This window comes from Rhizobium sp. CCGE 510 (genome assembly GCF_000292525.1).
GTDB lineage: Bacteria > Pseudomonadota > Alphaproteobacteria > Rhizobiales > Rhizobiaceae > Rhizobium.
Window position 1 is genome coordinate 182,039 of sequence record NZ_AEYF01000018.1, and the last position, 22,177, is coordinate 204,215.

At 62.5% G+C, this 22,177-nt stretch carries 18 protein-coding genes; 7 read left to right on the forward strand and 11 right to left on the reverse strand.

The window, feature by feature from the left end:
- Positions 1-58 precede the first annotated feature (58 nt).
- From RCCGE510_RS09410 to RCCGE510_RS09420, 3 genes are all read left to right on the forward strand, one after another.
- A complete protein-coding gene (locus RCCGE510_RS09410) occupies positions 59-1,534 on the forward strand; it encodes a YcjX family protein (protein ID WP_007629345.1) in 1,476 nt (491 codons plus the stop codon).
- Positions 1,531-2,610 carry a TIGR01620 family protein gene (locus tag RCCGE510_RS09415; protein WP_007629349.1) on the forward strand — a complete coding sequence of 360 codons (1,080 nt, stop codon included), beginning with the start codon at positions 1,531-1,533 and terminating at the stop codon, positions 2,608-2,610. The genes RCCGE510_RS09410 and RCCGE510_RS09415 overlap by 4 nt, the downstream gene beginning before the upstream one ends.
- A gap of 210 nt (positions 2,611-2,820) precedes the next feature.
- The gene (locus tag RCCGE510_RS09420) at positions 2,821-3,372 is read left to right on the forward strand and encodes a hypothetical protein (RefSeq protein ID WP_007629350.1); all 552 of its coding nucleotides are present in this window, start codon (positions 2,821-2,823) and stop codon (positions 3,370-3,372) included.
- Positions 3,373-3,440: 68 nt separating this feature from the next.
- Here RCCGE510_RS09420 and folK read toward each other — a convergent pair whose 3' ends face one another.
- Genes folK through folP form a run of 3 tightly spaced genes read right to left on the reverse strand, consistent with a single transcriptional unit; the run spans position 3,441 to position 5,183 of the window.
- Positions 3,441-3,959 (reverse strand): 2-amino-4-hydroxy-6-hydroxymethyldihydropteridine diphosphokinase, encoded by a 519-nt coding sequence (gene folK / locus RCCGE510_RS09425; RefSeq protein ID WP_007629351.1) that lies wholly within the window; start codon positions 3,957-3,959, stop codon positions 3,441-3,443.
- Entirely contained in the window at positions 3,952-4,317 is a 366-nt protein-coding gene (gene folB / locus RCCGE510_RS09430; RefSeq protein ID WP_003579602.1) for a dihydroneopterin aldolase, read from the reverse strand. Before folB ends, folK begins: the two co-directional genes overlap by 8 nt.
- A complete protein-coding gene (gene folP / locus RCCGE510_RS09435) occupies positions 4,314-5,183 on the reverse strand; it encodes a dihydropteroate synthase (protein WP_037078218.1) in 870 nt (289 codons plus the stop codon). Before folP ends, folB begins: the two co-directional genes overlap by 4 nt.
- A 101-nt stretch (positions 5,184-5,284) precedes the next feature.
- Between folP and RCCGE510_RS09440 the strand changes: the two genes are divergently transcribed.
- Positions 5,285-5,911, forward strand: a complete 627-nt coding sequence (locus RCCGE510_RS09440) for a DUF922 domain-containing protein (RefSeq protein WP_007629357.1) — start codon at positions 5,285-5,287, stop codon at positions 5,909-5,911.
- A 315-nt stretch (positions 5,912-6,226) separates the two neighbouring features.
- Here RCCGE510_RS09440 and RCCGE510_RS09445 read toward each other — a convergent pair whose 3' ends face one another.
- On the reverse strand, positions 6,227-6,547 hold the full coding sequence (locus tag RCCGE510_RS09445) for a 2Fe-2S iron-sulfur cluster-binding protein (protein WP_003569017.1): 321 nt from the start codon (positions 6,545-6,547) through the stop codon (positions 6,227-6,229).
- Positions 6,548-6,748: 201 nt separating this feature from the next.
- Positions 6,749-7,132, reverse strand: a complete 384-nt coding sequence (locus RCCGE510_RS09450) for an Hpt domain-containing protein (protein ID WP_007629359.1) — start codon at positions 7,130-7,132, stop codon at positions 6,749-6,751.
- 466 nt (positions 7,133-7,598) lie between these two features.
- On the opposite strand from RCCGE510_RS09450, the gene RCCGE510_RS09455 reads away from it, so the two are divergent.
- Together RCCGE510_RS09455 and RCCGE510_RS09460 are read left to right on the forward strand one after the other, a co-directional pair.
- A complete protein-coding gene (locus RCCGE510_RS09455) occupies positions 7,599-14,468 on the forward strand; it encodes a membrane protein (protein WP_007629360.1) in 6,870 nt (2,289 codons plus the stop codon).
- 149 nt (positions 14,469-14,617) lie between these two features.
- The gene (locus tag RCCGE510_RS09460; RefSeq protein WP_007629361.1) at positions 14,618-15,178 is read left to right on the forward strand and encodes a cysteine hydrolase family protein; all 561 of its coding nucleotides are present in this window, start codon (positions 14,618-14,620) and stop codon (positions 15,176-15,178) included.
- A 129-nt stretch (positions 15,179-15,307) separates the two neighbouring features.
- Here the strand turns inward: RCCGE510_RS09460 and RCCGE510_RS09465 are convergent, their stop codons facing one another.
- The 3 genes from RCCGE510_RS09465 to RCCGE510_RS09475 form a co-directional block, all read right to left on the reverse strand.
- A complete protein-coding gene (locus RCCGE510_RS09465) occupies positions 15,308-15,826 on the reverse strand; it encodes an AAA family ATPase (protein WP_007629362.1) in 519 nt (172 codons plus the stop codon).
- Between the two features lie 93 nt (positions 15,827-15,919).
- On the reverse strand, positions 15,920-16,591 hold the full coding sequence (locus RCCGE510_RS09470; RefSeq protein WP_037078220.1) for a hypothetical protein: 672 nt from the start codon (positions 16,589-16,591) through the stop codon (positions 15,920-15,922).
- A 153-nt stretch (positions 16,592-16,744) separates the two neighbouring features.
- Positions 16,745-17,494, reverse strand: a complete 750-nt coding sequence (locus tag RCCGE510_RS09475) for an aminoacyl--tRNA ligase-related protein (protein WP_007629367.1) — start codon at positions 17,492-17,494, stop codon at positions 16,745-16,747.
- Between the two features lie 369 nt (positions 17,495-17,863).
- Here RCCGE510_RS09475 and RCCGE510_RS09480 point away from each other — a divergent pair, with 369 nt between their 5' ends.
- Complete coding sequence (locus RCCGE510_RS09480; protein ID WP_007629368.1) at positions 17,864-18,739, forward strand: D-alanyl-D-alanine carboxypeptidase family protein; 876 nt, start codon at positions 17,864-17,866, stop codon at positions 18,737-18,739.
- 26 nt (positions 18,740-18,765) lie between these two features.
- Here RCCGE510_RS09480 and RCCGE510_RS09485 read toward each other — a convergent pair whose 3' ends face one another.
- The 3 genes from RCCGE510_RS09485 to RCCGE510_RS09495 all read right to left on the reverse strand — a co-directional run bounded on the left by RCCGE510_RS09485 (position 18,766) and on the right by RCCGE510_RS09495 (position 22,173).
- Positions 18,766-20,019 (reverse strand): sensor domain-containing diguanylate cyclase, encoded by a 1,254-nt coding sequence (locus RCCGE510_RS09485; RefSeq protein WP_007629369.1) that lies wholly within the window; start codon positions 20,017-20,019, stop codon positions 18,766-18,768.
- 147 nt (positions 20,020-20,166) lie between these two features.
- Positions 20,167-20,778 (reverse strand): ABC-type transport auxiliary lipoprotein family protein, encoded by a 612-nt coding sequence (locus RCCGE510_RS09490; RefSeq protein WP_007629373.1) that lies wholly within the window; start codon positions 20,776-20,778, stop codon positions 20,167-20,169.
- 24 nt (positions 20,779-20,802) lie between these two features.
- Positions 20,803-22,173: an MlaD family protein gene (locus tag RCCGE510_RS09495; protein ID WP_007629375.1), complete on the reverse strand. Its 1,371-nt coding sequence runs from the start codon at positions 22,171-22,173 to the stop codon at positions 20,803-20,805.
- Between the last annotated feature and the right edge of the window lie 4 nt (positions 22,174-22,177).

Below are 22,177 nucleotides of genomic sequence, written 5' to 3' on the forward strand. Positions count from 1 at the left end.
TTTTGCGGGCGGCGCGTCCTCCCTATATTGCGGGGCAGTCACCAACCGGATAAGCGCCTTGCCGCCACGCCTGACATCCCTTGCCGACGATGCCCGCATCGCGTTCGACAATCTCGCCGATAGGGCGAGCGGCCTCGTCAATCCGACCGTGCGGCTCGGCGTCACCGGCCTCTCCCGCTCCGGCAAGACGGTCTTCATTTCCTCGCTGGTTCACAATCTGCTGCATGGCGGCCGGCTGCCGCTGTTCGAGCCGGTGCAGTCGGGCCGCGTCTCGGCGGTGCGGCTGGAGCCGCAGCCCGACGATGCCGTGCCGCGTTTTCAGTACGAGGACCATATCCGCGCGCTGGTGAAGGATCGTATCTGGCCAGATTCGACCCGCGCCATCTCGGAACTGCGCATCACGCTGGAGTATCAGAGCGCCAGCGGCTGGAACCGGATGTTTTCGCCGGGCCGCCTGTCGATCGACATCGTCGATTACCCCGGCGAATGGCTGCTCGACCTGCCGCTGCTCGGCAAGGATTATCGCACGTTCAGCGAGGAAACGCTGGCGCTGGCGCAAACCGGTATCCGCTCCGAGCTGTCGCGTGGGTGGCTGGCGCTGACGCGTGCCGCCGATATCCAGGCCGGCGCCGACGAAATGGTCGCCCGCGACCTCGCCACCGCCTTTGCCGATTATCTCAAGGCTTGCAAGGCCGACGAACGCTCGCTCTCCACCCTGCCGCCCGGCCGCCTGCTCCTGCCCGGCGACCTCGACGGGTCGCCGGCGCTGACCTTCGCGCCGCTCGCTCTACCGTCGGATGGGCGTCCCGGCCGCGGCTCGCTCTGGACGATGATGGAGCGGCGTTACGAGGCCTATAAATCGGTCGTCGTCAAACCCTTCTTCCGCGAGCATTTCGCCCGGCTCGACCGCCAGATCGTGCTGGTCGATGCGCTGCAGGCGATGAACCGTGGCCCCGAAGCCGTGCAAGATCTGGAACGCGCGCTAACCGATGTGCTGGCCTGTTTCCGCCCAGGCACCAATTCGCTGCTGTCCTCGCTGCTCGGGCGCCGCATCGACCGCGTGCTGGTTGCCGCCACCAAGGCCGATCATCTCCACCATGAAAGCCACGACAGGCTCGATGCCCTGACCCGCCGCCTGGTCGATCGCGCCGTCGACCGCATCGGCATGGCCGGTGCCGGCATCGACGTCATGGCGCTCGCCTCGGTGCGGGCCACCCGCGAGGCATCGGTCAAGCGTGACGGTCATGAACTGCCTGTCATCGTCGGCACGCCGATGGAAGGCGAAACCATTGCCGGCGAGCGCTTCGACGGCCAGAGAAAGACCGCGATCTTTCCCGGCGACCTGCCGGAGGACCCGGAAAGCCTGTTCGACCGCATCGCCTCGGGTGTAACAGGCCTGCAGCTGCCCGATGTCAATGTCATCAGGTTTCGCCCGCCGCAGCTTGAGGAAACCGGCGGCGGCATCAAACTGTCGGTGCCGCATATCCGCCTCGACCGCGCCATGCAGTTCCTCTTCGGAGACCGTCTCGCATGAGCAAGCCCCCCTCCGAGCCGCCACGCCGCCCACCCGCGGTCTTCACCTACGAGGACGAGGCCCCCGAGCGCCATGACAACGGCCGCCAAGGAGAGCAGCGGCGCAGGCCGGAAAGCTTCTCCGAAAACATCGTCGTGACAGCCGATGAAGACGATCCCTTCCTCAATCCCGACAAGGATCTGAGCGCGCTGCCCGTGGCAACGCCGCTGAGACGTCGGACCTCCTTCGGCAAGATCGCCGCCGGCGCCTTCGGCATCCTGCTGTCGCTCGGCCTCGGCCTCTGGACCGACAGCCTGATCCGCGATCTCTTCACCCGCGCCGACTGGTTGGGATATGCAGCCCTTGCCGTGCTCGCGGTCGGTATTCTCGCCGTGTTTGCCCTCGTCATCCGCGAGACGTCAGGGATGATGCGCCTTGCCGCAGTCCAGGCGATCAAGGCCGAAGCGGAAGCCGCGATGCTCGAAACCCGCCCGGCAAAGGCGCGCGCCGTCGTCACCCGCCTCATCACGCTGCTTTCCGCCAATCCCGAGACATCAAAGGGCCGCGCCACGCTGAAGGCGACCGACGGCGAGGTCATCGATCCCCCGCATCTGATTGCGCTCGCCGAACGGGAATTGCTCGCTCCCCTCGACCGCAAGGCCCGCGCCTTGATCGTCAACGCCTCGAAGCGCGTCTCGATCGTTACCGCCGTCAGCCCGCGCGCCGTGGTCGACCTGCTCTATGTGCTCTATGAGGCCGTGCGGCTGATCCGCGCCATGGCCGAGCTTTACGGCGGCCGCCCCGGCACGCTCGGCATGTTCCGTCTGCTGCGTGACGTGCTGGCGCACCTGGCCGTGACCGGCTCGATCGCCGTCGGCGACAGCTTGGTCCAGCAGGTACTCGGCCATGGGCTGGCCTCGAAGCTCTCGGCCCGCTTGGGCGAAGGCGTCATCAACGGCCTGATGACCGCCCGCATCGGAATCGCGGCGATGGATCTCTGCCGCCCGCTTGCCTTCCACGCCCTGAAACGGCCGGGAATCGGCGATTTCATCGGCGATCTCACCCCCTCCATGTCGCCGCGCGGCAACACTCCTTGAACGAAGCAGCGATTCCGCACCTCGCTCCTCCCCTTGCGTAAAGCGGAAGTAATTGCAGCGAATTCAAAGCGATAATGGCGGCGTGCTAAAACGTCAGCCGTGCGACCGCCCTGTGCTGCATCGCATTTCGACACGATCGAAAGGAAGGATTAACCATTCCCAGGCAAAACTTGCAGCCAGTTCGTGAGTGGTGTTTGCCAAGGAAAATCCATGTATTCGCGCAAGTTTCTGATTATATGCGGTCTGGCCGCCGCGGCATTGTCTCCCGTCGCAGATGTCGCTCCGGCAGCCACCGCTGCAACCCGTGACAAAGCCTTTTTCGATTCCGTTACCGGCTCTTGGAAGGGCCCCGGCGAAATCGTCGCCGGCAAGTACAAGGGCACCAAATTCACCTGCAACCTGGTCGGTGAGCCCACAGGCGACAGCGGCGCCGGCATCAAGCTCGACGGCACCTGCCGCGTCGGCGTCTTCAAGCAGCCGATGACCGCCGTCATCTCGCAGTCGGGCTCGACCTACAAAGGCAAGTTTCTCGACGGCGCCGCCGGCAAGGGTCTCGACGTCGTCTCCGGCGCCGTTTCCGAGGATACCGTCGTCGTCGGCATCAATCGCGCCAAGCTGAACGGCGCGATGATCGCCCGCGTGCGCGACGACAAGACGATGAACGTCACCGTTTCGGTCAAGGTCGAAAGCCAGATGATCCCGGTCATCGGCCTGACGCTGACCCGTCAGGTCGACGAGATGGCCGTCGGTTCTATCGAGTAGATAAATCGCACAATGGATTTTCCTGAAGCGGCGGGTTTCCCGCCGTTTTCCGTTTCAGGATCTCCGCCTCAGCTTTGGAGCCACCAGTCGCGGCTGTTATCGGCGACTTCGATGCCCGCCACCTCAGCAGCAGACAGCCAATCACTGATCGCCCTGCCCCTGACCAACAGGTCCGGCGCGATATCGGCGAGCGGCATGAGCACGAAACCGCGATCGGTCATGCGCGGATGCGGCAGTTCCAGCCGCGGCGCCTCCTGGATGACATCGCCATAGGTCAGCACGTCGATATCGAGCGTGCGCGGCCCCCAGCGCTCGATGCGCTCGCGTTTCATCTCCCGTTCGATCGACAGGCAGACATCGAGCAAAGCCTCGGGCTCCAGCCGGGTTTCGACGGCGGCGCAGGCGTTGAAGAAGAAGGATTGGTCGGTCTTGCCCCAGGGCGGCGTGCGATAGAGCCGGGAGACCGCCGTCACCCGGCAGTCATCTCGTCCGTCCAGCCTCTGCAGTGCGGCGGCCATCGCTTTGACGGGATCGCCGACATTGCCGCCGAGACCGAGTGTGGCCGATTGCCATGCGGTCTCAGGCAAAGTGCTCAACGCTCACCTGCACGAAATCGAGCACGCCGGGCACCGGCGCGTTCGGCTTGCGCACCGTGATCTTTGCCCGCCGGACCTGCGGGAATGTCTCGCAGAGTCCCTTGGCGATATCGAGCGCCAGGGCCTCGATCAGGTAGCGCCGCTTGCCGGTGACGATCTGCTCGATCACGGTGAAGGCGATGCCGTAATTGACGGTATCGTTGATCGAATCGCTTTCCAGCGCCTCGCCGGCAACGACATCGAGCTCGGCATCGACGAAGAAGCGCTGGCCGAGGAATTCCTCCTCGTCATGCACGCCGTGGCGCGCAAAGAAGGCGCAGTTCTGCAGCGTGATCGTGTAGGTGGTCATGTCGGCCGCTTCCTCTCGAATTCCTGGCGCGCATTCAGCATAGCATCGGCGATGTCGAGCGCATCCCTGTTGATTGCGACATTGTGCACCCGGAAAACCGCAGCGCCTTGAAGTCTGAGCAGGGCGCTGGTTACAGCCGTTGCCGCATCTCGGTCCGGCGCCTCACGTCCCGTTACCGTGCCGAGGAAGCGCTTGCGCGACGTGCCGGCGAGCAGCGGCAGGCCGAAGCGGGAAAGTTCGGAAAACCGCGCCATCAGTTCGAAATTCTCTTCCGCCGTCTCCTTGGCGAAGCCGAAACCCGGATCGAGCACGATGCGATCGCTGTTGACGCCGGCGGCCTTGGCGATCGCAAGCGACCGTTTCAGAAAATACACCTGATCGGCGATCACATCGGGAAGCTTGGCCCTGTCGCGGCCGGTATGCATGATGCAGAGACCGGCCCCGGTCGCCGCGGCGATGTCGGCGATATCGGGCTCCTTCTGCAGCCCGAAGACGTCGTTGACGATGTGAGCGCCGGCACCGACCGCCAGCCGCGCCGTCTCGGCGCGATAGGTGTCGATCGAAATCAGCGCCTGGGTTCGCCCGCGCAGCGCCTCGATGACGGGCAGCACGCGCGCCTGCTCCTCGGATGGGCTGACGGATACTGCGTTCGGCCGGGTCGATTCGCCGCCGATATCGACAATCCCGGCACCTTCGCTCACTGCCCGCAACGCGTGTTCAACCGCCGCCTCGACGGTTTCAAAACGTCCGCCGTCGGAAAAAGAATCCGGCGTCACGTTGATGATCGCCATGATGAGAGAACGACGGCCGAGTTCGATCTGCCGGCCATGGCCCACACGCCATAAACTGCCTTCGAGCCCTGTCACCAGACTTATCCCATCGATCACGAAAAAAGCGCCATCCGATATTGCGCTTGCGGTGGCTATGCCCCAAGCTCCGGTCGATTTCAACACGGGTTGCGTTCAGAATGCCGCTTGCAGTGCGTTATATGCTCCTTCCTATCGCCTTTTCCATTGCTCTTTCCGTCTGCAGCCCAGCGGCGGCAGAAGTGATCGCATCGAAAAGCTACTCCTATTTCGACATCCGCGGCAAAACCGCGGATGAACTCGACCGCGAACTCAGCCGGCGCGGCCCGACGTCGAGCGGCTCTTCGGCGCGCCATCCCGGCGCAACGAAGATCCGCTTTGGCGGTGAAGCCACCTATATCCAGGATAACGGCCGCTGCCGCGTTGGCAACGTCAAGGTCACGGTCCATACCCAGATCATCCTGCCGCGCTGGAACAGCCGCAAGGGCGCCAGCAAGGAGCTGTCGATGATCTGGGACGCCCTGTCGAGCGATATCAAGCGCCACGAGGAGCGCCATGCCGAAATCGCCCGCGATCAGGCCCGCGCCATGGAGCGCGCCATTCGCGCGCTGCCGCAGCAGCGCAGCTGCGAGGCGATGCAGGAACTGGTCTCGGGCGAATCAGCTCGCGGTATAGACGAGCACGACCGGCAGCAGGCGCGATTCGATCGGGTCGAGGCGGTCAATTTCCAAAAGCGCATGCTGAGATTGCTGAACAATCGAATCAACGGTCGAGCCGGCGAAAAATAAGGCTTTTTCAGTCTGGTTGCGAGCAGAAAACCTTAGCCGCACAACGAAACTTGTGCGAAACCTGCACCCTCCCCAGTGTTTTAATGGTCATTTTTCATCCTGGCAGACTCAACCGGAACGCGTTAATATGAACACATTCGAAAGTGCAGCTACGGCATCTGCACTTCATCGCTGGGTTCTCCTGGCGCGTTCCGAAGCCTCGGGTGGTCCTCCCTCATCCGTAGGTAATGCGCCCGCCTCGCCTCGCTCGCTCAAGCGCGCGAGGCGTCTTTTTTGATCCCGACCGTTCTAGCGACGTTAAAGCGCGCGGCGCGCTTAAGCCTGGCGTTCCGGCACGTGGACCACGAGCCCGTCATAGACAGCCTTCATGCGGATCTGACAGGACAGCCGCGAGGTCGGGCGCACATCGAAGGCGAAGTCGAGCATATCCTCTTCCATCGCCTCCGGCTGGCCGACCTGTTCGGTCCACGCCTCGTCGACATAGACATGACAGGTCGCGCAGGCGCAGGCGCCGCCGCACTCGGCCTCGATGCCGGGCACCGAATTGCGCACGGCATTCTCCATCACGGTGGAGCCTTGGTCGACGTCGAGGTCGAAGCGCGTGCCGTCGAAGGCGACGATGGTAAGTTTGGGCATCAGGACTATTTCCGGTCTTCAAATGATGGGCGGATTTTCTTCCGACAATTCGACGCGTCAGTCAACATCGGGAAATTCACCATAGCCTCGCAGATCAGGGTTACGCCCGCCGTCTCCAAAGCGTCATGACGGAGGTCGCAAAAAGACCCGTGGTTCCGCAATGGAACAACGGGCCTCGTATGAACGGTCTCGAGAAAGAAATCAGCCGCGGCAGAGCTTCAAAATGAAATTCTCGGCGTCGATGACGGCGGCACCGAGCGCTGCCGTCGCACCGGCATCGCCGCCGTTTTCCTCGACGGCCTCAGCCGTCTGCGACACGCGGAACGCGCCGACCGAGCTTGCCGCGCCCTTCAGGCGGTGCGCGGCCGCGCCGACGCGAATGGTTTCGCCGCTCGCAATATCCTGCAGACATGCGCGAGCCTGGCGCGCAAACATCTGAAGGACTTCGATTTCCAGCGTCTTGTCGCCCATCGTCTGCTTGGCGAGATGAACCAGATCGATCGGCCGGACCTTCGAGGGACAGGGTCCCTTTGCATTATCCGGCGCCTCGAATACGATGTTCAATGCTGCCATCTGAGCTGCCATTGCCATTCTCCCGTCTCGTGTCGTGCGCAGTTCCAACAGTTCTGCGTCAGGAGGGTGGCCATCACGTTAAATTCCGGCACATTCAGGGCGGAAATCTCGCCATATGGTTAACGTCCGTTAAATATCGCTAAATTATTGGTTTTTAAGCGGTGCTGTGGATTTAAAGATGTTAACAACGGGTTAACGAGCCTCAAATCTCAAGCCTTCATTAATTGTGTGAAGAGCCCAGATGTGTCACTACGATACTGGTGGAGCGGGTTTATGGTACGCGCCTTTGCCGAGTGAGTGGATAATGGTAGTGTTTTGATACCTTCCGTTTGAAAAAGCGGCTATCTACTCTGAAATGACATGCTTAATCCGTCCGTCGTTGGGATGGAAGGCTGGAACGGCAAAGTTGTTCCCCGGGTGAGGCGGAAGCCCGGGATTGCGCGCTGCCAGACCGGCCGACAGTAATGAGGCGTAACCAATGGCGAACAACAAATATAACGAGTCGGTTGAGGACAAGGCGTTCAAGGCATTGGACGAGGCGCTTCAGATCGACTTCGGCAAAGATAACGTGCCGTCTCGCCGCGGCGACGTGCCTGAGGCCCCGGAGGCTAATGTGTCGGATCCAGTGAATGCGCGTAATCAGCAGGCCCAGGAAGAAGCGCAGCGTCGCAGCCGTCGCGCCGGCGAGCAGGCCAGCCGAGGGCCGGCCTTCGCACCCGCCAACGATGCCAGTCGCAATACGCCCGCCTCGATCCTGAAATCCTTTGACGGCGCCTCCAGCCGCTCGGCGGTGCGCACCGCCACCCTCTTCTCTGTACTTTGGGTCATGGGCGGCCTCGGCCTGATGTCGCTGCTTTATGCGCCTCAGATCTGGCAGATCCGTTCGCTCGCCGATCTCGTCGCCCTGCCCGGCGTCATCGCCGGCCTCGTCGGCATCATCATTCCCGTCATGATGTTCTATGCATTCGCCATCATGATCGCCCGCGCCCAGGATATGCGCAACGCCGCCCGTTCCATGGCGGAGGTGGCATTGCGCCTGGCAGAGCCGGAAACCATCGCCTCCGAGCGCATCATGACCGTCGGCCAGGCCGTCCGTCGTGAGGTCTCGGCGATGAATGAAGGCATCGAGCGCACCATCGCGCGTGCGTCCGAGCTGGAAACGCTCGTCCATTCCGAAGTCAACGCACTTGAACGTTCCTACGCCGACAACGAGTTGCGCGTCCGTGGTCTGGTCCACGAACTCGGCTCCGAGCGCGAGGCAATCGTCAACCATGCCGACCGCATCCGCACCTCGATCGGCAGCGTCCACGACCAGCTGAAGGAAGAGCTGTCGCTTGCGACCGAAGAGATCGCCGTGCGGCTTTCCACATCGGGCGAAGCCTTCGCCTCGCTGATCGACACGCGCGCCGCGACGATTTTGGAAAGATCGGACAGCGCCCTGCAGTCGATGGGCAGCCTGCTCGCCGCCAAGACCGATAGCCTGTTGCAGACACTGAACGCATCGGGTTTCGCGCTCGCCACCGAATTCGACAGCCGCCTCGAAGCGCTCTCCGTCAATCTCAACGACCATGGCGAAAGGCTTCTCAGCCAATTCGAGACGCGCGCCTCGACCATGGACAGCAGCACCGAGAAGCTGAATGCGGCGCTGAACGATCGCACGCATCAGCTCAGCGAGATCCTGATCGCCCGCACCCGCGAGATCAACGAGAGCCTGAAATCAGGCGAACGCACCATCGGCGGCACGCTGGATGACGTGCTGTCGAAGCTGAACAGCGCGCTCGACGAAAAAGGCGCGAGCTTCCGCCAGAGCCTGCAGACCACCGCCGACGACGCCGTCATGGATCTCGACGTGCGCTCCGGCTTTTTCGAAGAACGGCTGCAGACGACCGTCGCCCAGCTGTCGACCGCCTTCGACGAACGCGTCGCCGAATTCACCAGCGCCTTCGACAAACGTACCGGCTCGCTCGACACCAAGCTGATGGAGAGCCTCGCCCGCATCAACGAGACGCTGACCGGCGGCTCGGATTCGATCGATGGCATCCTGAGTTCCGGCATCGACCGGCTCGGTTTGTCGATGACCGATCAATCGCTGGCGCTCGCCACCACGCTCGCCACCAGTCACGAAGTGCTGGAAAGCACGCTCGGCACCCGGGCGGACGAAATCACCACCGCGCTCACCAGCCGGACTGGCGAGCTGACCTCGGCGCTGCAGAGCGCCACCTCGGAAATCGCGCTGACGCTTGCATCCGGCACCTCCGAACTGCAGAACAATCTGCAGACACGCACAGTTGAACTCCGCGACACGCTGCGCACCACCACCACCGATCTGACGACTGCCGTTGCCGCCGGCACCGAGCAGGTGACCGCTGCCTTCGGCGGTCGCGCCGAGGAACTGAGCGGCGCGCTTGCGGCCCGTGTGGCAGAAATCAGTGAGGCGCTCGGCACGGCCCACGGCCGCATCGACAGCGTCATGGCAGAACGCGGCGGCGCCCTGGTCGAGGCGCTCACCACCCATCACGGCCGCTTCGAGGAAGCGCTGACGACCCGCTCCGACGCCATCATCAACGCCGTCTCCGGCACCCATGACCGTCTTGCCGAGACACTCGACGAAAAGGCGATGGCGCTCGCCATCTCCCTGAACGAGAGCCAGGCCCGCATCGAGGATACGCTCGAAACCCGCTCCGAAGCGCTGCTGAACGCGGTATCCGGCACGCATGACCGCCTCTCCGAGACGCTCGACGAAAAGGCGATGGCGCTCGCCATTTCGCTCAGCGAGAACCAGGCCCGCCTCGAGGATACGCTTGAGACCCGCTCCGCGTCCCTGCTGAACGCCGTCTCCGGCACGCATGACCGGCTGTCCGAAACACTGGACAGCCAGGCAGCCGCCCTGTCAACCTCGCTTGACGAGCGCAGTGCCCGCATCGAGGGTGCACTTGGAACGCGTGCCGAGGCGCTGCTGAATGCCGTCTCCGGCACGCACGACCGCCTGTCCGAAACCCTGGACGGCAAGGCGGCAGCTTTTGCCACCGCGCTGAGTGAAGGCCAGGCCCGTATCGCGGAGACGCTCGAAACCCGCTCCGCAGCTCTGCTGAACGCCGTCTCCAGCACGCATGAGCGTCTGTCCGAAACGCTGGACGAAAAGGCGATGACACTCGCCATCTCGCTTAATGAGAGCCAATCGCGCATCGAAGACACGCTTGAAGCGCGCTCCGAAGCCTTCCTCAAGGCCGTGTCGGGCACACATGACCGTCTTTCCGAAACCCTCGACGAAAAGTCGGCAGCAATCGCCGCTTCCCTGAACGAGGGGCAGAGCCGCCTGCAGGAAACGCTGGAGAGCCGCGCGGAATCCTTCCTCAACACGATCTCCGCCACCCACGACCGCCTGTCCGAGACACTCGACGACCGGGCAATGGCGCTTGCCATTTCGCTGAACGAGAGCCAGAGCCGTCTCGAGGAGACGCTGACATCAGGCGCCGATGCGATCACCAATGCGGTCTCCGGCACGCATGAAGGCCTGAACGGTGTGCTCGACCAGAAGGCCGCCGCCCTTGCCACCTCGCTGCACGAAGGCCAGGCTCGCATCGAGGAAGCCTTGGGGCACCGCACCGCTGCAATCATCGGTGCCGTAACGGCAACTCACGACCGGCTCACCGATACGCTCGACGAAAAGACCATGGCGCTCGCCATTTCGCTCGACGACAACCAGAGCCGCTTCGACAGTGTGCTCGAAGCGCGCAGCAACGCCATCATGGAGGCAGTCTCCGGCGCCGAGTCACGCGTCGCTGGCGCCTTCACCGACAGGACCGATGCCATCCGCGCCGCCTACACCGACAATCAGCAGCGGCTCGAAAACGCGCTTTCCGAGCATAGTGCCGCCCTCTCCGGCGTTCTCGATGCCGGCGGCTCCCGCTTCGAGGATCTCGTCGGCGGCTTGACCGGCCGCATCGAAGGTCGTCTGACCGATGCCCATATTCGGCTCGGAGGCCTCGCCGACGAGGCCGCGGCACGCATCGAAGGCGGACTCACCTCTGCCCATGAGCGCATCCGCACGACGCTTGAGGACCGCGCCAACGCCATCGACCTGTCTCTGAACCAGGCCCATGCGCTGATCAACGATACGCTCACCGAACACGCGACCAGCATCGGCACCTCGGTGGCAACGAGCGTCAGCATGCTCGAAATGTCGCTGGAGGATCGTGAAGCCTCGATCCGCCAGGCTATCGATGCCAGCGCCCAGACATTGGAAGATCGCATGCATTCCGGCGCCGGCCAGATCGCCGACCGCTTCCAGGAGGCGGCGAATGCGATTTCCAGCTCCACCCAGAACTTCTCCGCTCAGCTCGACCAATCGGTCGAAAGCCTGACGGGCCGGGTCGAGGAAACCGGATCGCGTGTGGAAGCCGGTCTTGCGGCGATCGAAACCCGCATCCGCGACGGCGTCGGCGGCGTTGCCGAAAAGGTCGAAGTCGCCAGCAGCCACCTGTCCGGCGTGCTCGCCGACGGCATCTCCCATCTCGGCACGCTCAGCGACGACGCCGCTCAGCGCATCTCGGCAACGCTCCAAGGCAGTGCCGCAAACCTCACCCAGGCGATCGACAGCCGTACCGCCAACCTGGCCGAGACGCTCGACAGCCGCGCCACGACCTTGACGGGCGCCATCGACGGTCGCACCGCGCGCCTTGGCGAAACCCTCGACCGCGGCAATGAACGCATCGAAGAACGCCTCTCCACCATGGATCGCGCTTTGACCGTCGGCCTGGATGCCGTCAACCGGACCATCGAAGGCAAGGCCGTCGGCCTCGCCTCGACGCTGCGCAGTGCGGTTGCCGAAGCCGCCCAGGGAATGGAAGGCGAAGCAACGAGGACCACCGAACTGCTCGGCAAGACCGGCCAGCAATTCGCTGTGGATCTCAATGCGAAAAGCGACGAATTCACCCGCACCATGGATGAGCGCTCGTCACAGATCGTCACCCGCGTCGCCGAAGCCCAGAGCCGGCTGGCAAGCCAGGCCGCTGCCGTCGCCCAGACCTTCTCGGAAGCCGGCAACGCCATCGTCAACAAGGTCGCCGAGGCCGAGACCATCGTCGGCACGCAGGTCAATGCCATCTCCAAGGCGCTGTCGGATGCCGGCCAATCTCTGGAAACGCGCGGCGACGCCATCCGCTCGACGCTGTCGGGGGCCGGAAGCGAGATTTCCGCCACCATGGCGGATGTCGACCGCGCGCTCGAAGCCCGCAGCAGCGCTATCCGCTCCAATCTCGAGGAGCGTGCTCGCGAGATCGATACGACCTTCTCCGAGATCGACCGGGCGCTCGAAGCGCGCGGCAATTCGATCCGCTCGACGCTCGACGAACGCACCCGCGACCTCAACTCGATGCTATCAGGCCGTTCGGTCGAATTGACGCGCATCCTCGACGAAACCGCCCGTCCGATCATCGACCGGTATACCGATGCCGGCGAGCAGGCCGCCGCCCGTATCACCGCCGCAGCCAACCTTAGCGCCGACCGTCTGCGCGCCGAAAACGAAGCGCTTGCCAGCGCCGTTGCTGCCCGTACCGAAAATGCCGCCAATGCCGTCAGCGCCATCGAAAACAGCCTGGTCGGCAACGTCAACGGCCTCGTCGAGCGCATGGCGGAAAGCAGTGCGGCGATGGCGATGATGATGAACCGCGCCGCCGAGCAGCTGACCAGCGTCGACGGCCGTCTCGGCGACACCACCACGCGTTTTGCCGAGTCCGCCAACAGGGCCGCCGAAATGGTCTCGGCCTCGACCAGGCTGCTCGAAGGCAAGGTCGACCGCCTCTCCGACATCTCGGGCCAGACGCTGTCACAGGTCGGCGGCATTATCGGCCGTTTCGACGAACACTCCAAGGTCCTCACTCAGGCCTCGCAGCTCCTCGGCGCCGCCCAGTCCAACCTCGCCTCGACACTCGAGGAGCGCGAAAGCGCGCTGCAGACGCTCTCCGTCGGCCTCGTCCAGCGCTCCGCCGAGATCGAAAAGACCATGCTTGGCCTCGGCGGCATGATCGAGACCGTGTTCGAGCGGGCCGAGCAACGCTCCAACCAGGTGACCGGCAATCTGCGCCAGGGCGTGCAATCCTCATTCGCCGATATCGGCCGCATTCTCACCGAAACCGAGAAGCGTGCCCAGGAAGCGGCAGAGACGATGCGCGAGGCAATCACCCGCGCCGGCGACGAAGCCAATACGACGATCGACGGCACCTTCGCCAATGTCGAGCGTCGCTCCGGCGATCTCTCCAACCGTATTCGCGGTGGTCTGACGGCCTCGCTGTCGGAAGTCGAGCGCATGCTCGGCGAAGCCGGCCGCGCCTCCGACGGCGCCGCCCAGAACATGCGGGAAGCGTTGCGCGAGGCGATCGACGATGCCGTCGGCCGCTTCTCTGGCGCCACCGACGATATCCGCCGCTCCGCCGCCGACATCCGCAACGAGCTCGACGCCACCCGCGCGGAATTGAAGCGCGGCGCCTTCGATCTTCCCGAGGAAGCCAAGGAAAGCGCCTCGGCCATGCGCCGGGCCGTCGCCGAGCAGATCAAGGCGCTGCAGGATATTTCCCAGCTCGTCGGCCGCTCCAGCCAGCAGCTTGAGATCTCCGAGCCTGTCGCCCGCACGCTCGCCCAGGCGCAGCCGGCCCCGCGTGCCACCCAGCCGGTTGCAAGTCAGCCGGTCGTGAGTCAGCCGGTCGCAGCCCAGGCGCCGCAGCCGGCTGCCCCCGCGCCGATCGAAGCGACGGGCCTGCGTGGAACGATCGCCCCGGCAGCGGCCACTGCCGCCCCTCAGCGCGCCGCCCCGCAACCTGGCCCGGTTCGCCAGGAAACGGGGCGCCAGGAGCCGGCTCCCCCGGAAAGCGGTGGCTGGATCAGCGATCTCCTGCGCGGCGCATCGCGTGAGGAGGCCGCCGACCAGGCGCCTGCCCGCGCGCCGGCCAGGCCGGCGGAAACCGCCGCACCGGCCGCGCGCAGCAATGACAGCCGCAATCCGCGCCATGTCGTCGAATCGCTGAACTCGCTCTCGGTCGATATCGCCCGCGCCATCGACCACGACGCCTCGGTCGATCTCTGGCGCCGTTACCAGCGCGGCGAGCGCGACGTCTTCACCCGCCGCCTCTACACGCTGAAGGGCCAGCAGACCTTCGACGAGATCAAGCGCAAATACGACCGCGAACCGGAATTCCGTACCGCCGTCGATCGTTACATCGGTGACTTCGAAAAGCTGCTTGCCGATGTTGCCCGCACTGACCCGAACCGGACGGTGACCCAGTCCTACCTCACCTCGGATACCGGCAAGGTCTACACCATGCTCGCCCACGCAGCGGGCAGGCTCAGTTGAGGCTGACCGACTAACTGATACCTTCGGTTGGAGAGCCGCCTGAACACATGTCAGGCGGCTTTCGTTCTATAATGCGGGTGACCAGACCTCTCTGCGGACATGTGAAAGCAACCGAAGCCCGCCACCCAGCCACGGAAACCGCTCCCGAAATGACCAAGGCCTTTCTCATCATCGACGTGCAGAATGCTATTCTCTCAGGAAAAGCCTCGCCGGAGCGGCAGCCTCGTATCGATGCCGCGCTCGACGAAACCGTCGCACGGTTGGCAGCGCTACAGGAAAAAGCCAGGCAGGCGGGCGTGCCGATCGTGCTCGTTCAGCATGACGGCGGCGACGGCCATCGATTGGCTGTCGGCACGCCAGGCTGGGCGCTGCGCGAGGAGATCGCGCCGGGACAAGGCGAGATCGTCGTCCGCAAGAAAAGCGCCGACTCCTTCTTCGAGACCGATCTTGCCGAACGCCTGGACGAACGCTCGGTCACCCACCTCGTCATCGGCGGCTGCATGTCGCAATTTTGCGTCGACACGACAGTCAGGCGGGCCGTCTCGCTCGGATATGACGTGACGCTGGTCGCCGATGGCCACATGACCGGCGATACGGCAACCCTCACCTTCTCCAAGATCATCGCCCATCACAATGAAACGCTCGACGGTTTCGACGCGGGCAAGGCGACGGTGGCTATCCGCCCTGCCGCCAACATTGCCTTTTCGTAAAACGCCGGCAGGGACATATCGTCCGCCGGCGGAGAGGGACCGATAGTCACGCCTCCTGTATTCTCCCTGTTGGGGAGATGCCTGGCAGGGCAAAAGGGGCATTCACGGGACGCCCTATAAGACCCAACTTCAAATCGAAAACGGACCAGCAATCCCCAGCCTGGCGATCAACGCCTCGACGATCTCTTGCACATCCTTCGCAGCGGTATCGACAACGATCGGCCTCTGCCCCCAATCGTCATATACTCGGTCGACGGTTTCCTGCCACGTCGGTTTGACAAGTCCTTCGACGTCGGTTTTGCGCGTTTCGACCCGGCGGCGATGCTCGATCTTGTCGGAGCAGATCACCTCGACCTCGACCGCGGTCACCGCAGATCGCGCCGCCACCCGCAGCCAGGCGTCGCGGGTTATGTCAAGCGGGTTGACCGAGTCGGCGATCACCACGCTGCCGAGCGTGAGATTGTCCTCGGCAACCCCATAGGCGACGACATAACCTGCCGGGCCGACGTCTCTTGAAGGAATACCCGACGCTTTAATCGCCTGCTCGATGGTGTCGACCCTCACATGCACGGCTCCCAGCCGTTCCGCGAGCGCACGGGCAAGAGTCGTTTTTCCGCTCCCCGGCAAACCGCCAAAGACAATGAGCATGGTTTCTCTTCCCGTTATTCAAGGAATGCACGGCAGGTCAAGGAGGTACATTACCGCCAGCGGTTCGCAGACCAAATTTACCACTGATATCTTCTATTGTGCATTGCCGGCAGCAGTCCCGGCAAGATCATTTGCCGCCCAAGCCTGTTTGGCCTGATTGAATATACGATCACCATCGGCGCCCTTCTCAAGCGTCAGCAGTGCTCGTTTGCCGTCCTGATAAAAAATCGGCAAATCGATCCATTGGCGTTCAAGCAGTTCAAGGTTCCTTGCACGAGCTTCAGGAAGATCATTGAGCGCCAGCATGTAAAGATTGTCCGTGACCTTGGCGGGCACAGCTATCAATGCGTCGCCGCGATCGCTTTCCGTCGCCTTCATTGACATGCGCTGGAGACTGTAAATTCCACCTCCTTTAAATCCTGGCGCGATCTGAAATGACAATTCAATGAGGTGGCTTGCGGAAACGGAGGGATCTGCATTCCGTTCCAGTGTCAGGACTGCGGTGAGGTGACGCGTCGGCACCGCAATGTGCGCTTGGAGGATAACAGGATCGGAGCGCCCCTTGGCGTCGGTGCGCATATCGATTGACCACGCCACAGAACCAGGAACCGTCGTCGGCTGTGCCATGTCCGGTTTCTCTTCATACAGAAACATTTGAGGAACCAGCGAACGCGGGACGGAGCGTCCGGAGGACGCAAAGACGGAAAAAGTTGAGAAAACCAGCACACATATGCCAACGACCAAAACCACTGCCGAACGCATCATAGAAATCCCACCCCTCGCAGCATAAAGCTGTCTCCTACTGTATAATCTCTTAGATCGGAATTACGCAGCAATACAAAGGGCTGCGGAAAATTCGCGACCACCTGCAGCGGCGGCGAAAACCGGGGTCGCTATGCGGCCCCGGTTTTCGGTCTTTCACCGATCGGCCGCTATGCCCCAATTGTAAACGCACCGATCGAGACCGATGGCGATTTCCAACACGAGGACGTCGTGATCGACAGCAGGTCCCTTCTTCGGCTGCGATCGGTAACGCTGCGGAAAATCGGTTCGCCGCGAGATCGAGCAGACCTCCATCCATTTGTCGCCATTGTCGACCTCGATATCCATCGTCACCTCGGAATAGGCCGGTAGCCGGTCGGAGGGCACGATCCGGGTCGGCAGTGGGATCAGCGAGGCGATCATGCGGCGCACCGGTTCGAGGCAGGCAGCGTGATAGTCGTTGCCGCTGTCGGCCGTGAAGGCACATTGGAATTCGAGCTGCCAGAACTCCTTCAGCCGCATGTGTTTGGTCGGCTGCTCCTGCTCACGGCGATAGGATCTGCCGGCCTGCCAGACGCAGAGCGGCAGCCGTGTCTTCGAGTGATTGCCGAGACTATGCTGCATGTAGGCATAGGTCGATGGCGTGGTCTCCGGCCTCAGAACCAGCGCGGTATCACTGGCGGAGAGCTGTTCCTGGGCCCAGATATCGGCATTCGAATAAGCGCTCGAAACCAGTGATCGCGGCATCAAGGTCGGTGCCTCGACCCTTCGAACGTCCCAAGCCGGATTGACCGATCTGAGAAAGCTGCGGACCTCTTGCGAGAAGAAGGCGATCATATGATCGCGCAGATGGATCTCGCGCTCCTCCCAATGGACGAGCGAATTGACATGATAAAGATTGAGCACGGTGCCTGTCTCCTTGGCAACCTTGATGGTGTGGTGAGGGGCTTTACGTCCAGCGGCGCGCCGGACGCCCAGAGCGCCCCGACGTCACCGCAGGACGTGGAGACCTCGTCCGCCAAAAGCGCGCGCGATCGCAGCCTGCAGGCAGGTGCTGTCACAACGGGAGAAAGGCACGCTGTTCATGCTCATGCTGAATTTCTACGTGCCATGCGCACCATTGTCAAAACCGAAGACCGTAAGCCAAAATATAATCAGCTGTGGATGGCACCTTTTTATTGCCTCCTGTCCTTCATTTCGTCACAAACTTTCTGGATCCGCTTGAGTTTAGCCAATGGCTCACCCGACCGTCCACCGACAGAGACAGTAACATCGATGACCAAGACGACCTCCCGGCTCCTTGCCACCGCGCTCTCGTCCGCCTTGCTAATGGGCGCTTTCACTCTGGCCGAGGCCGGCCAGGCAAGCTTCGTCGTCGATGCGCACTCTGGTCAGGTCCTCGAAGGCTCCAATCAGGATGAATTGAACTATCCGGCATCGCTGACCAAGATGATGACGCTCTATCTCGCCTTCGAGGCCCTGCATGAGCGGCGCCTCAACTGGGACCAGAAGCTAACCATGTCGGAAAATGCCGAGAGCAAGGAGCCCTTCAAGCTCGCCGTCGGCGCCGGCCGCCAGGTGACGCTGCGCGAAGCGGTCGAAGGCATTGTCGTGCTGTCTGCCAATGATGCGGCTGTGGCGATCGCGGAGCAGCTTGGCGGCTCCGAACAGGCTTTCGCCAAGGCGATGACGGACAAGGCACACCAGCTCGGCATGAAGGATACCGTCTTCAAGAATCCCTCGGGCCTTCCCGATCCCGAGCAGGTCACCACGGCGCGCGATATGGCCACCCTCGGCGTTTCGCTGATGCGGGATTTCCCAGAGGAGTTCAAGCTCTTCTCCATGCGCGGCTTCCAGTTCCGCGGCATGAAGCTGCGCGGCCACAACAACCTCATGTATCGATATGACGGCGTCGATGGCATCAAGACCGGCTATACCGATGCCTCGGGCTACAATGTCGTGACGTCGGCGCTGAAGGATGGTCGCCGCGTCGTCGGCGTCGTCATGGGCGAAAAGACCGCAGGCCTGCGTGACGACAAGATGGCAGGCCTGCTGGACAGCACCCTGCTGTCGTCATCGACTGCAACGGCGTCCACGGTTCCAGGCAACCAGCCGGGAGCGACGATGACGGATTCGCAACCAACGAAATAAGCTATAACGCCGCGCGTGCAGACAACTTATCTAAATGCCACTTCCAGATGTTGCCGGTCCTGGGCGATCACTCGGCAATTGGATTCGAATCCCTCGCCTCTGATGGCAAGAATGAATTCCGGGGGAATGCCGGCCGAATTCGAAACCGAAATGCCGGCGCTTTCCGAGCTGATGGATTTGACCGTGCAGTCGATGGTGGAGCGTCGCTCGTTGAACAGGATCGAACCTGCCTTCAGCACCCGCCGTCGCGCCCCGATGGCATGATCGGCATGGATGGAACTCCACGACACGCACCGATTCCGTCCGGCGTGTTTGGCCTGATACATTGCGGCATCAGCCTGAGCCAATAGCGTCTCGATCTCCTTGCTGACGATCGAGAGCGCCGAGGTTCCGAAACTCGCCGTGACATTTAAGGCGCCGTGATCGCCGCGAATGGACTGCGAGGCGATGGCCGCTCTGAGCTTCTCGGCGGCGGCACCAGCCCCTTCCCGATCGACATGCGGCAGGACGACGGCAAATTCCTCGCCCCCGATACGCCCGAATAGATCACCGGCGCGAAGGGTCGCCTTGCAGATCGAGGCCACCGCCTTGAGGACATCGTCGCCTGCGGCATGCCCGTGCGTATCGTTGACCTTCTTGAAGTGATCGATATCGAAGACGATGCAGGACAGGTCATGCTGGTGGCGCAGGGCGAGCGAAATCAACTGATCGGCCTCCTGCTTGAAAGCACGCCGCGTCATCGCCTCGGTCAGGCTATCGGTGGCGGCCGACTGCATCAGTTCGATGCGGTCCATCGCCGCCCCCGCCAGCTCCTCGAGAATGTCGAGATCTCGGCTGCCGAACGACCTTGGCCGGCGATCGATCGCGCAGACCGTTCCGATCACATGCCCGGCTTTCGTTCTGAGCGGCACGCCGGCATAAAAGCGGATATGGTCCTCGCCGGTCACCGCAGGATGCTGTGAAAACCGCACGTCCTTGCTCGCATCCTGCACGACAACAGGCTGTTCACAGTCGACGACATAGCGGCAAAACGTATCCTCGCGCGATACTTCGTCGGCCGACAGGCCGGAGCAGGCCTTGTACCACTGCCGGTGCGCATCGATCAGGGATACGATGCCGATGTCGATGGAAAAAATTTGCTTTATCAGCCGGACGATCCGCTCAAAACCTTCGTCCCTCGGGGTGTCGAGAAGGTCGAGCTGCTGCAGCGCAGCCAGGCGGTCGTTTTCGCGCTGGAACGCCTCCGACGACGACTTTCCGAATACTCGTGCGACCACCATACAGCTTGCCTCCTGACAGCGACAACATCATGCGTTCCACAAATTCGTGAAGAAATTGAATATGATGGCAGCCCTGACATCGTGGGGCCAAATATTTTCTCAAATCAGCAACCCACGATGTCGGCGCAGTGGTCAGGAAACGCCATCTCAGATTGAACGCAGCGTCCAGTTGACGATCTCGGAGGCAACCGTGGAGAAGGCGCGGTCGAGGCTCTTGACGAAGCCGGCATTATCGCCGCCGGCCGGCGCCATGGCACGGAACACCTTCTGGGCGCGCACCGAGCCGTTGCGGTCGTTGAGGATCTTGGCGGAGATTTCGACCACCGCCTGGTTGCCGTTCGAAGCGTCGATCTCGAAGGAGCGGATATCGGTGACGACTTGATAGTCGATCGCCAGTCCCTGCCCCGGCATGCCGACGCCACCGAGCTTGCCGGAGTTCTCGAAAGCCTCGACCAGCTTCGACTGCACCATGCGCGGCAGCTTGTCGCCCCATTGCGCCCTCGAGAGATACTGGATTTCCGAAGACGAGACGCGGATGACGATCTGCTCGCTGCCGAGCGCACTCAACGCCGTTGGCGAAGCGATCAGGATCTGACGGGATTTGGCTGCCGGTCCGTCGCCGTCGACGGCGGCGGACAGGTCATAGGTATCGTTCTTGGCCGCAGTGCCGCATCCGGAAAGAAGCAGTGCCGTCAGCGGCAGCGCGATCGCCGTTCCCCTGATCCATGAACGGCGCGACAACGAATGCGATGCGACCATATTAGGCTACCCCTGACTTCCCAGTTAACGCCGCGTCCGGCCGTCATATTGCTTCACCGTGTCCCCGCCGAAGATCAGGCGTTGCGGATTGCGGTCGAAGTTGGTGATCGTATCGTTCAGATTGTTGACGGTTCCGCGCATGTCGTTGACGAGCGTCTGCACGTCGCGCAAGCCGCCGCTTGAGAATTTCTGCAGATTGTCGGCGATTGGCCCGATGCGCGCATTCAGGTTGTCGGCGACCTTCTTGAAGGATTCCAGCGTACCGCGCGCCTCAGTAAACAGCGATTGCGTGTTATCGGTTCCGAGCAAGGCATCGACTTTGATCAGGATACCGTCGATGCGGGTCGAGGCCGAATTCAGCTTGTTGGCAAGCTGCGAGACGTCCTGGATCGTCTGGTCGATATCCTTCTGACGCCCCGAAACCGTGTTGGCGACATCGCGGATCGACGCGACCGCGGTGCGCGCATCCTTGGTCGCCTGCGAGATATCGTCGACCGAGCCTTTCAGCTTGGCCGGGTCGATCTGGGCGACAAGTGTATCGACACGGTCGAGCGTCGCCTGTGCCTGTTTGCCGAAATCGTTGAAGGTGGTGGCCGTCTGGTCGAACTTCTGGATCGCGCCCTTAAGGTCGCCAGAGGCATCGGCGACATTGGCGGTGATCTTGTCGGCGTTGGATACGATGTTGTCGATCTTCTTCGCGTCAACCGCCTTGACCAGCGATTCCACGGCTTGAAGCGTCGAATCGACACGGCCGGAGACCGCCTTCACAGTATTGGAAAGTTCACCCACACTCTGCAGGAAGGCATCGATATTACCGGAATTCTTGGCAAGCGCGTCCGAGAACGTCTCGGCATTCTTGAACGTCTGGGTCAGCGGCGCGCGTGAATCCTCGATAAACCCCTGAAGCTCGCCGACCGCGTCATTGGCGCGATCGAGGATCTTGTCGGCGGTCGCCAGAAGATTGGTGACGCTCGACTGGTCGGCGACGATGACGGCGCGTTTGCCGTTGTCGAGCGCATGTTGGAGGATGCTTTCCTCGCCCTTGCGGCCGCCTGAAAGTTCGATATAGGCAGCCCCGGTCAGTCCCTGGATTTCAAGTGCGGCTTTGGTGGAAGGGTAGATCGGCGCATCGGTCCGCACCTGGGTGAACGCCAGCGAATATTGCGGATCGTCGGCATCGATCGACAGTGTCTGCACCGAGCCGATCTGAATGCCGTTGAAGCGCACCGGCGAGCCGACGCTGAGGCCGTTGGCCGAACCCGGAATACGCACGATCAGCTCGGTCATCGGGCCACCACGGCCATATTCGGCCATCCAGTAGACGAAGCCGAACGCTGCCGCGATCACCAGCACCGTGAAAAAACCGACAATCGTATAATTGGCTTTGGTTTCCATCTTA

What these genes read in the sequence shown, in the direction of transcription:
- RCCGE510_RS09415 (WP_007629349.1), top strand. Translation starts at nt 1,531, where the DNA reads ATGAGCAAGCCCCCCTCCGAGCCGCCACGCCGCCCACCCGCGGTCTTC.
- RCCGE510_RS09420 (WP_007629350.1), top strand. Translation starts at nt 2,821, where the DNA reads ATGTATTCGCGCAAGTTTCTGATTATATGCGGTCTGGCCGCCGCGGCA.
- folB (WP_003579602.1), bottom strand. Translation starts at nt 4,317, where the DNA reads ATGACCACCTACACGATCACGCTGCAGAACTGCGCCTTCTTTGCGCGC.
- RCCGE510_RS09440 (WP_007629357.1), top strand. Translation starts at nt 5,285, where the DNA reads ATGCCGCTTGCAGTGCGTTATATGCTCCTTCCTATCGCCTTTTCCATT.
- RCCGE510_RS09445 (WP_003569017.1), bottom strand. Translation starts at nt 6,547, where the DNA reads ATGCCCAAACTTACCATCGTCGCCTTCGACGGCACGCGCTTCGACCTC.
- RCCGE510_RS09450 (WP_007629359.1), bottom strand. Translation starts at nt 7,132, where the DNA reads ATGGCAGCTCAGATGGCAGCATTGAACATCGTATTCGAGGCGCCGGAT.
- RCCGE510_RS09455 (WP_007629360.1), top strand. Translation starts at nt 7,599, where the DNA reads ATGGCGAACAACAAATATAACGAGTCGGTTGAGGACAAGGCGTTCAAG.
- RCCGE510_RS09460 (WP_007629361.1), top strand. Translation starts at nt 14,618, where the DNA reads ATGACCAAGGCCTTTCTCATCATCGACGTGCAGAATGCTATTCTCTCA.
- RCCGE510_RS09465 (WP_007629362.1), bottom strand. Translation starts at nt 15,826, where the DNA reads ATGCTCATTGTCTTTGGCGGTTTGCCGGGGAGCGGAAAAACGACTCTT.
- RCCGE510_RS09470 (WP_037078220.1), bottom strand. Translation starts at nt 16,591, where the DNA reads ATGATGCGTTCGGCAGTGGTTTTGGTCGTTGGCATATGTGTGCTGGTT.
- RCCGE510_RS09480 (WP_007629368.1), top strand. Translation starts at nt 17,864, where the DNA reads ATGACCAAGACGACCTCCCGGCTCCTTGCCACCGCGCTCTCGTCCGCC.
- RCCGE510_RS09485 (WP_007629369.1), bottom strand. Translation starts at nt 20,019, where the DNA reads ATGGTGGTCGCACGAGTATTCGGAAAGTCGTCGTCGGAGGCGTTCCAG.
- RCCGE510_RS09490 (WP_007629373.1), bottom strand. Translation starts at nt 20,778, where the DNA reads ATGGTCGCATCGCATTCGTTGTCGCGCCGTTCATGGATCAGGGGAACG.
- RCCGE510_RS09495 (WP_007629375.1), bottom strand. Translation starts at nt 22,173, where the DNA reads ATGGAAACCAAAGCCAATTATACGATTGTCGGTTTTTTCACGGTGCTG.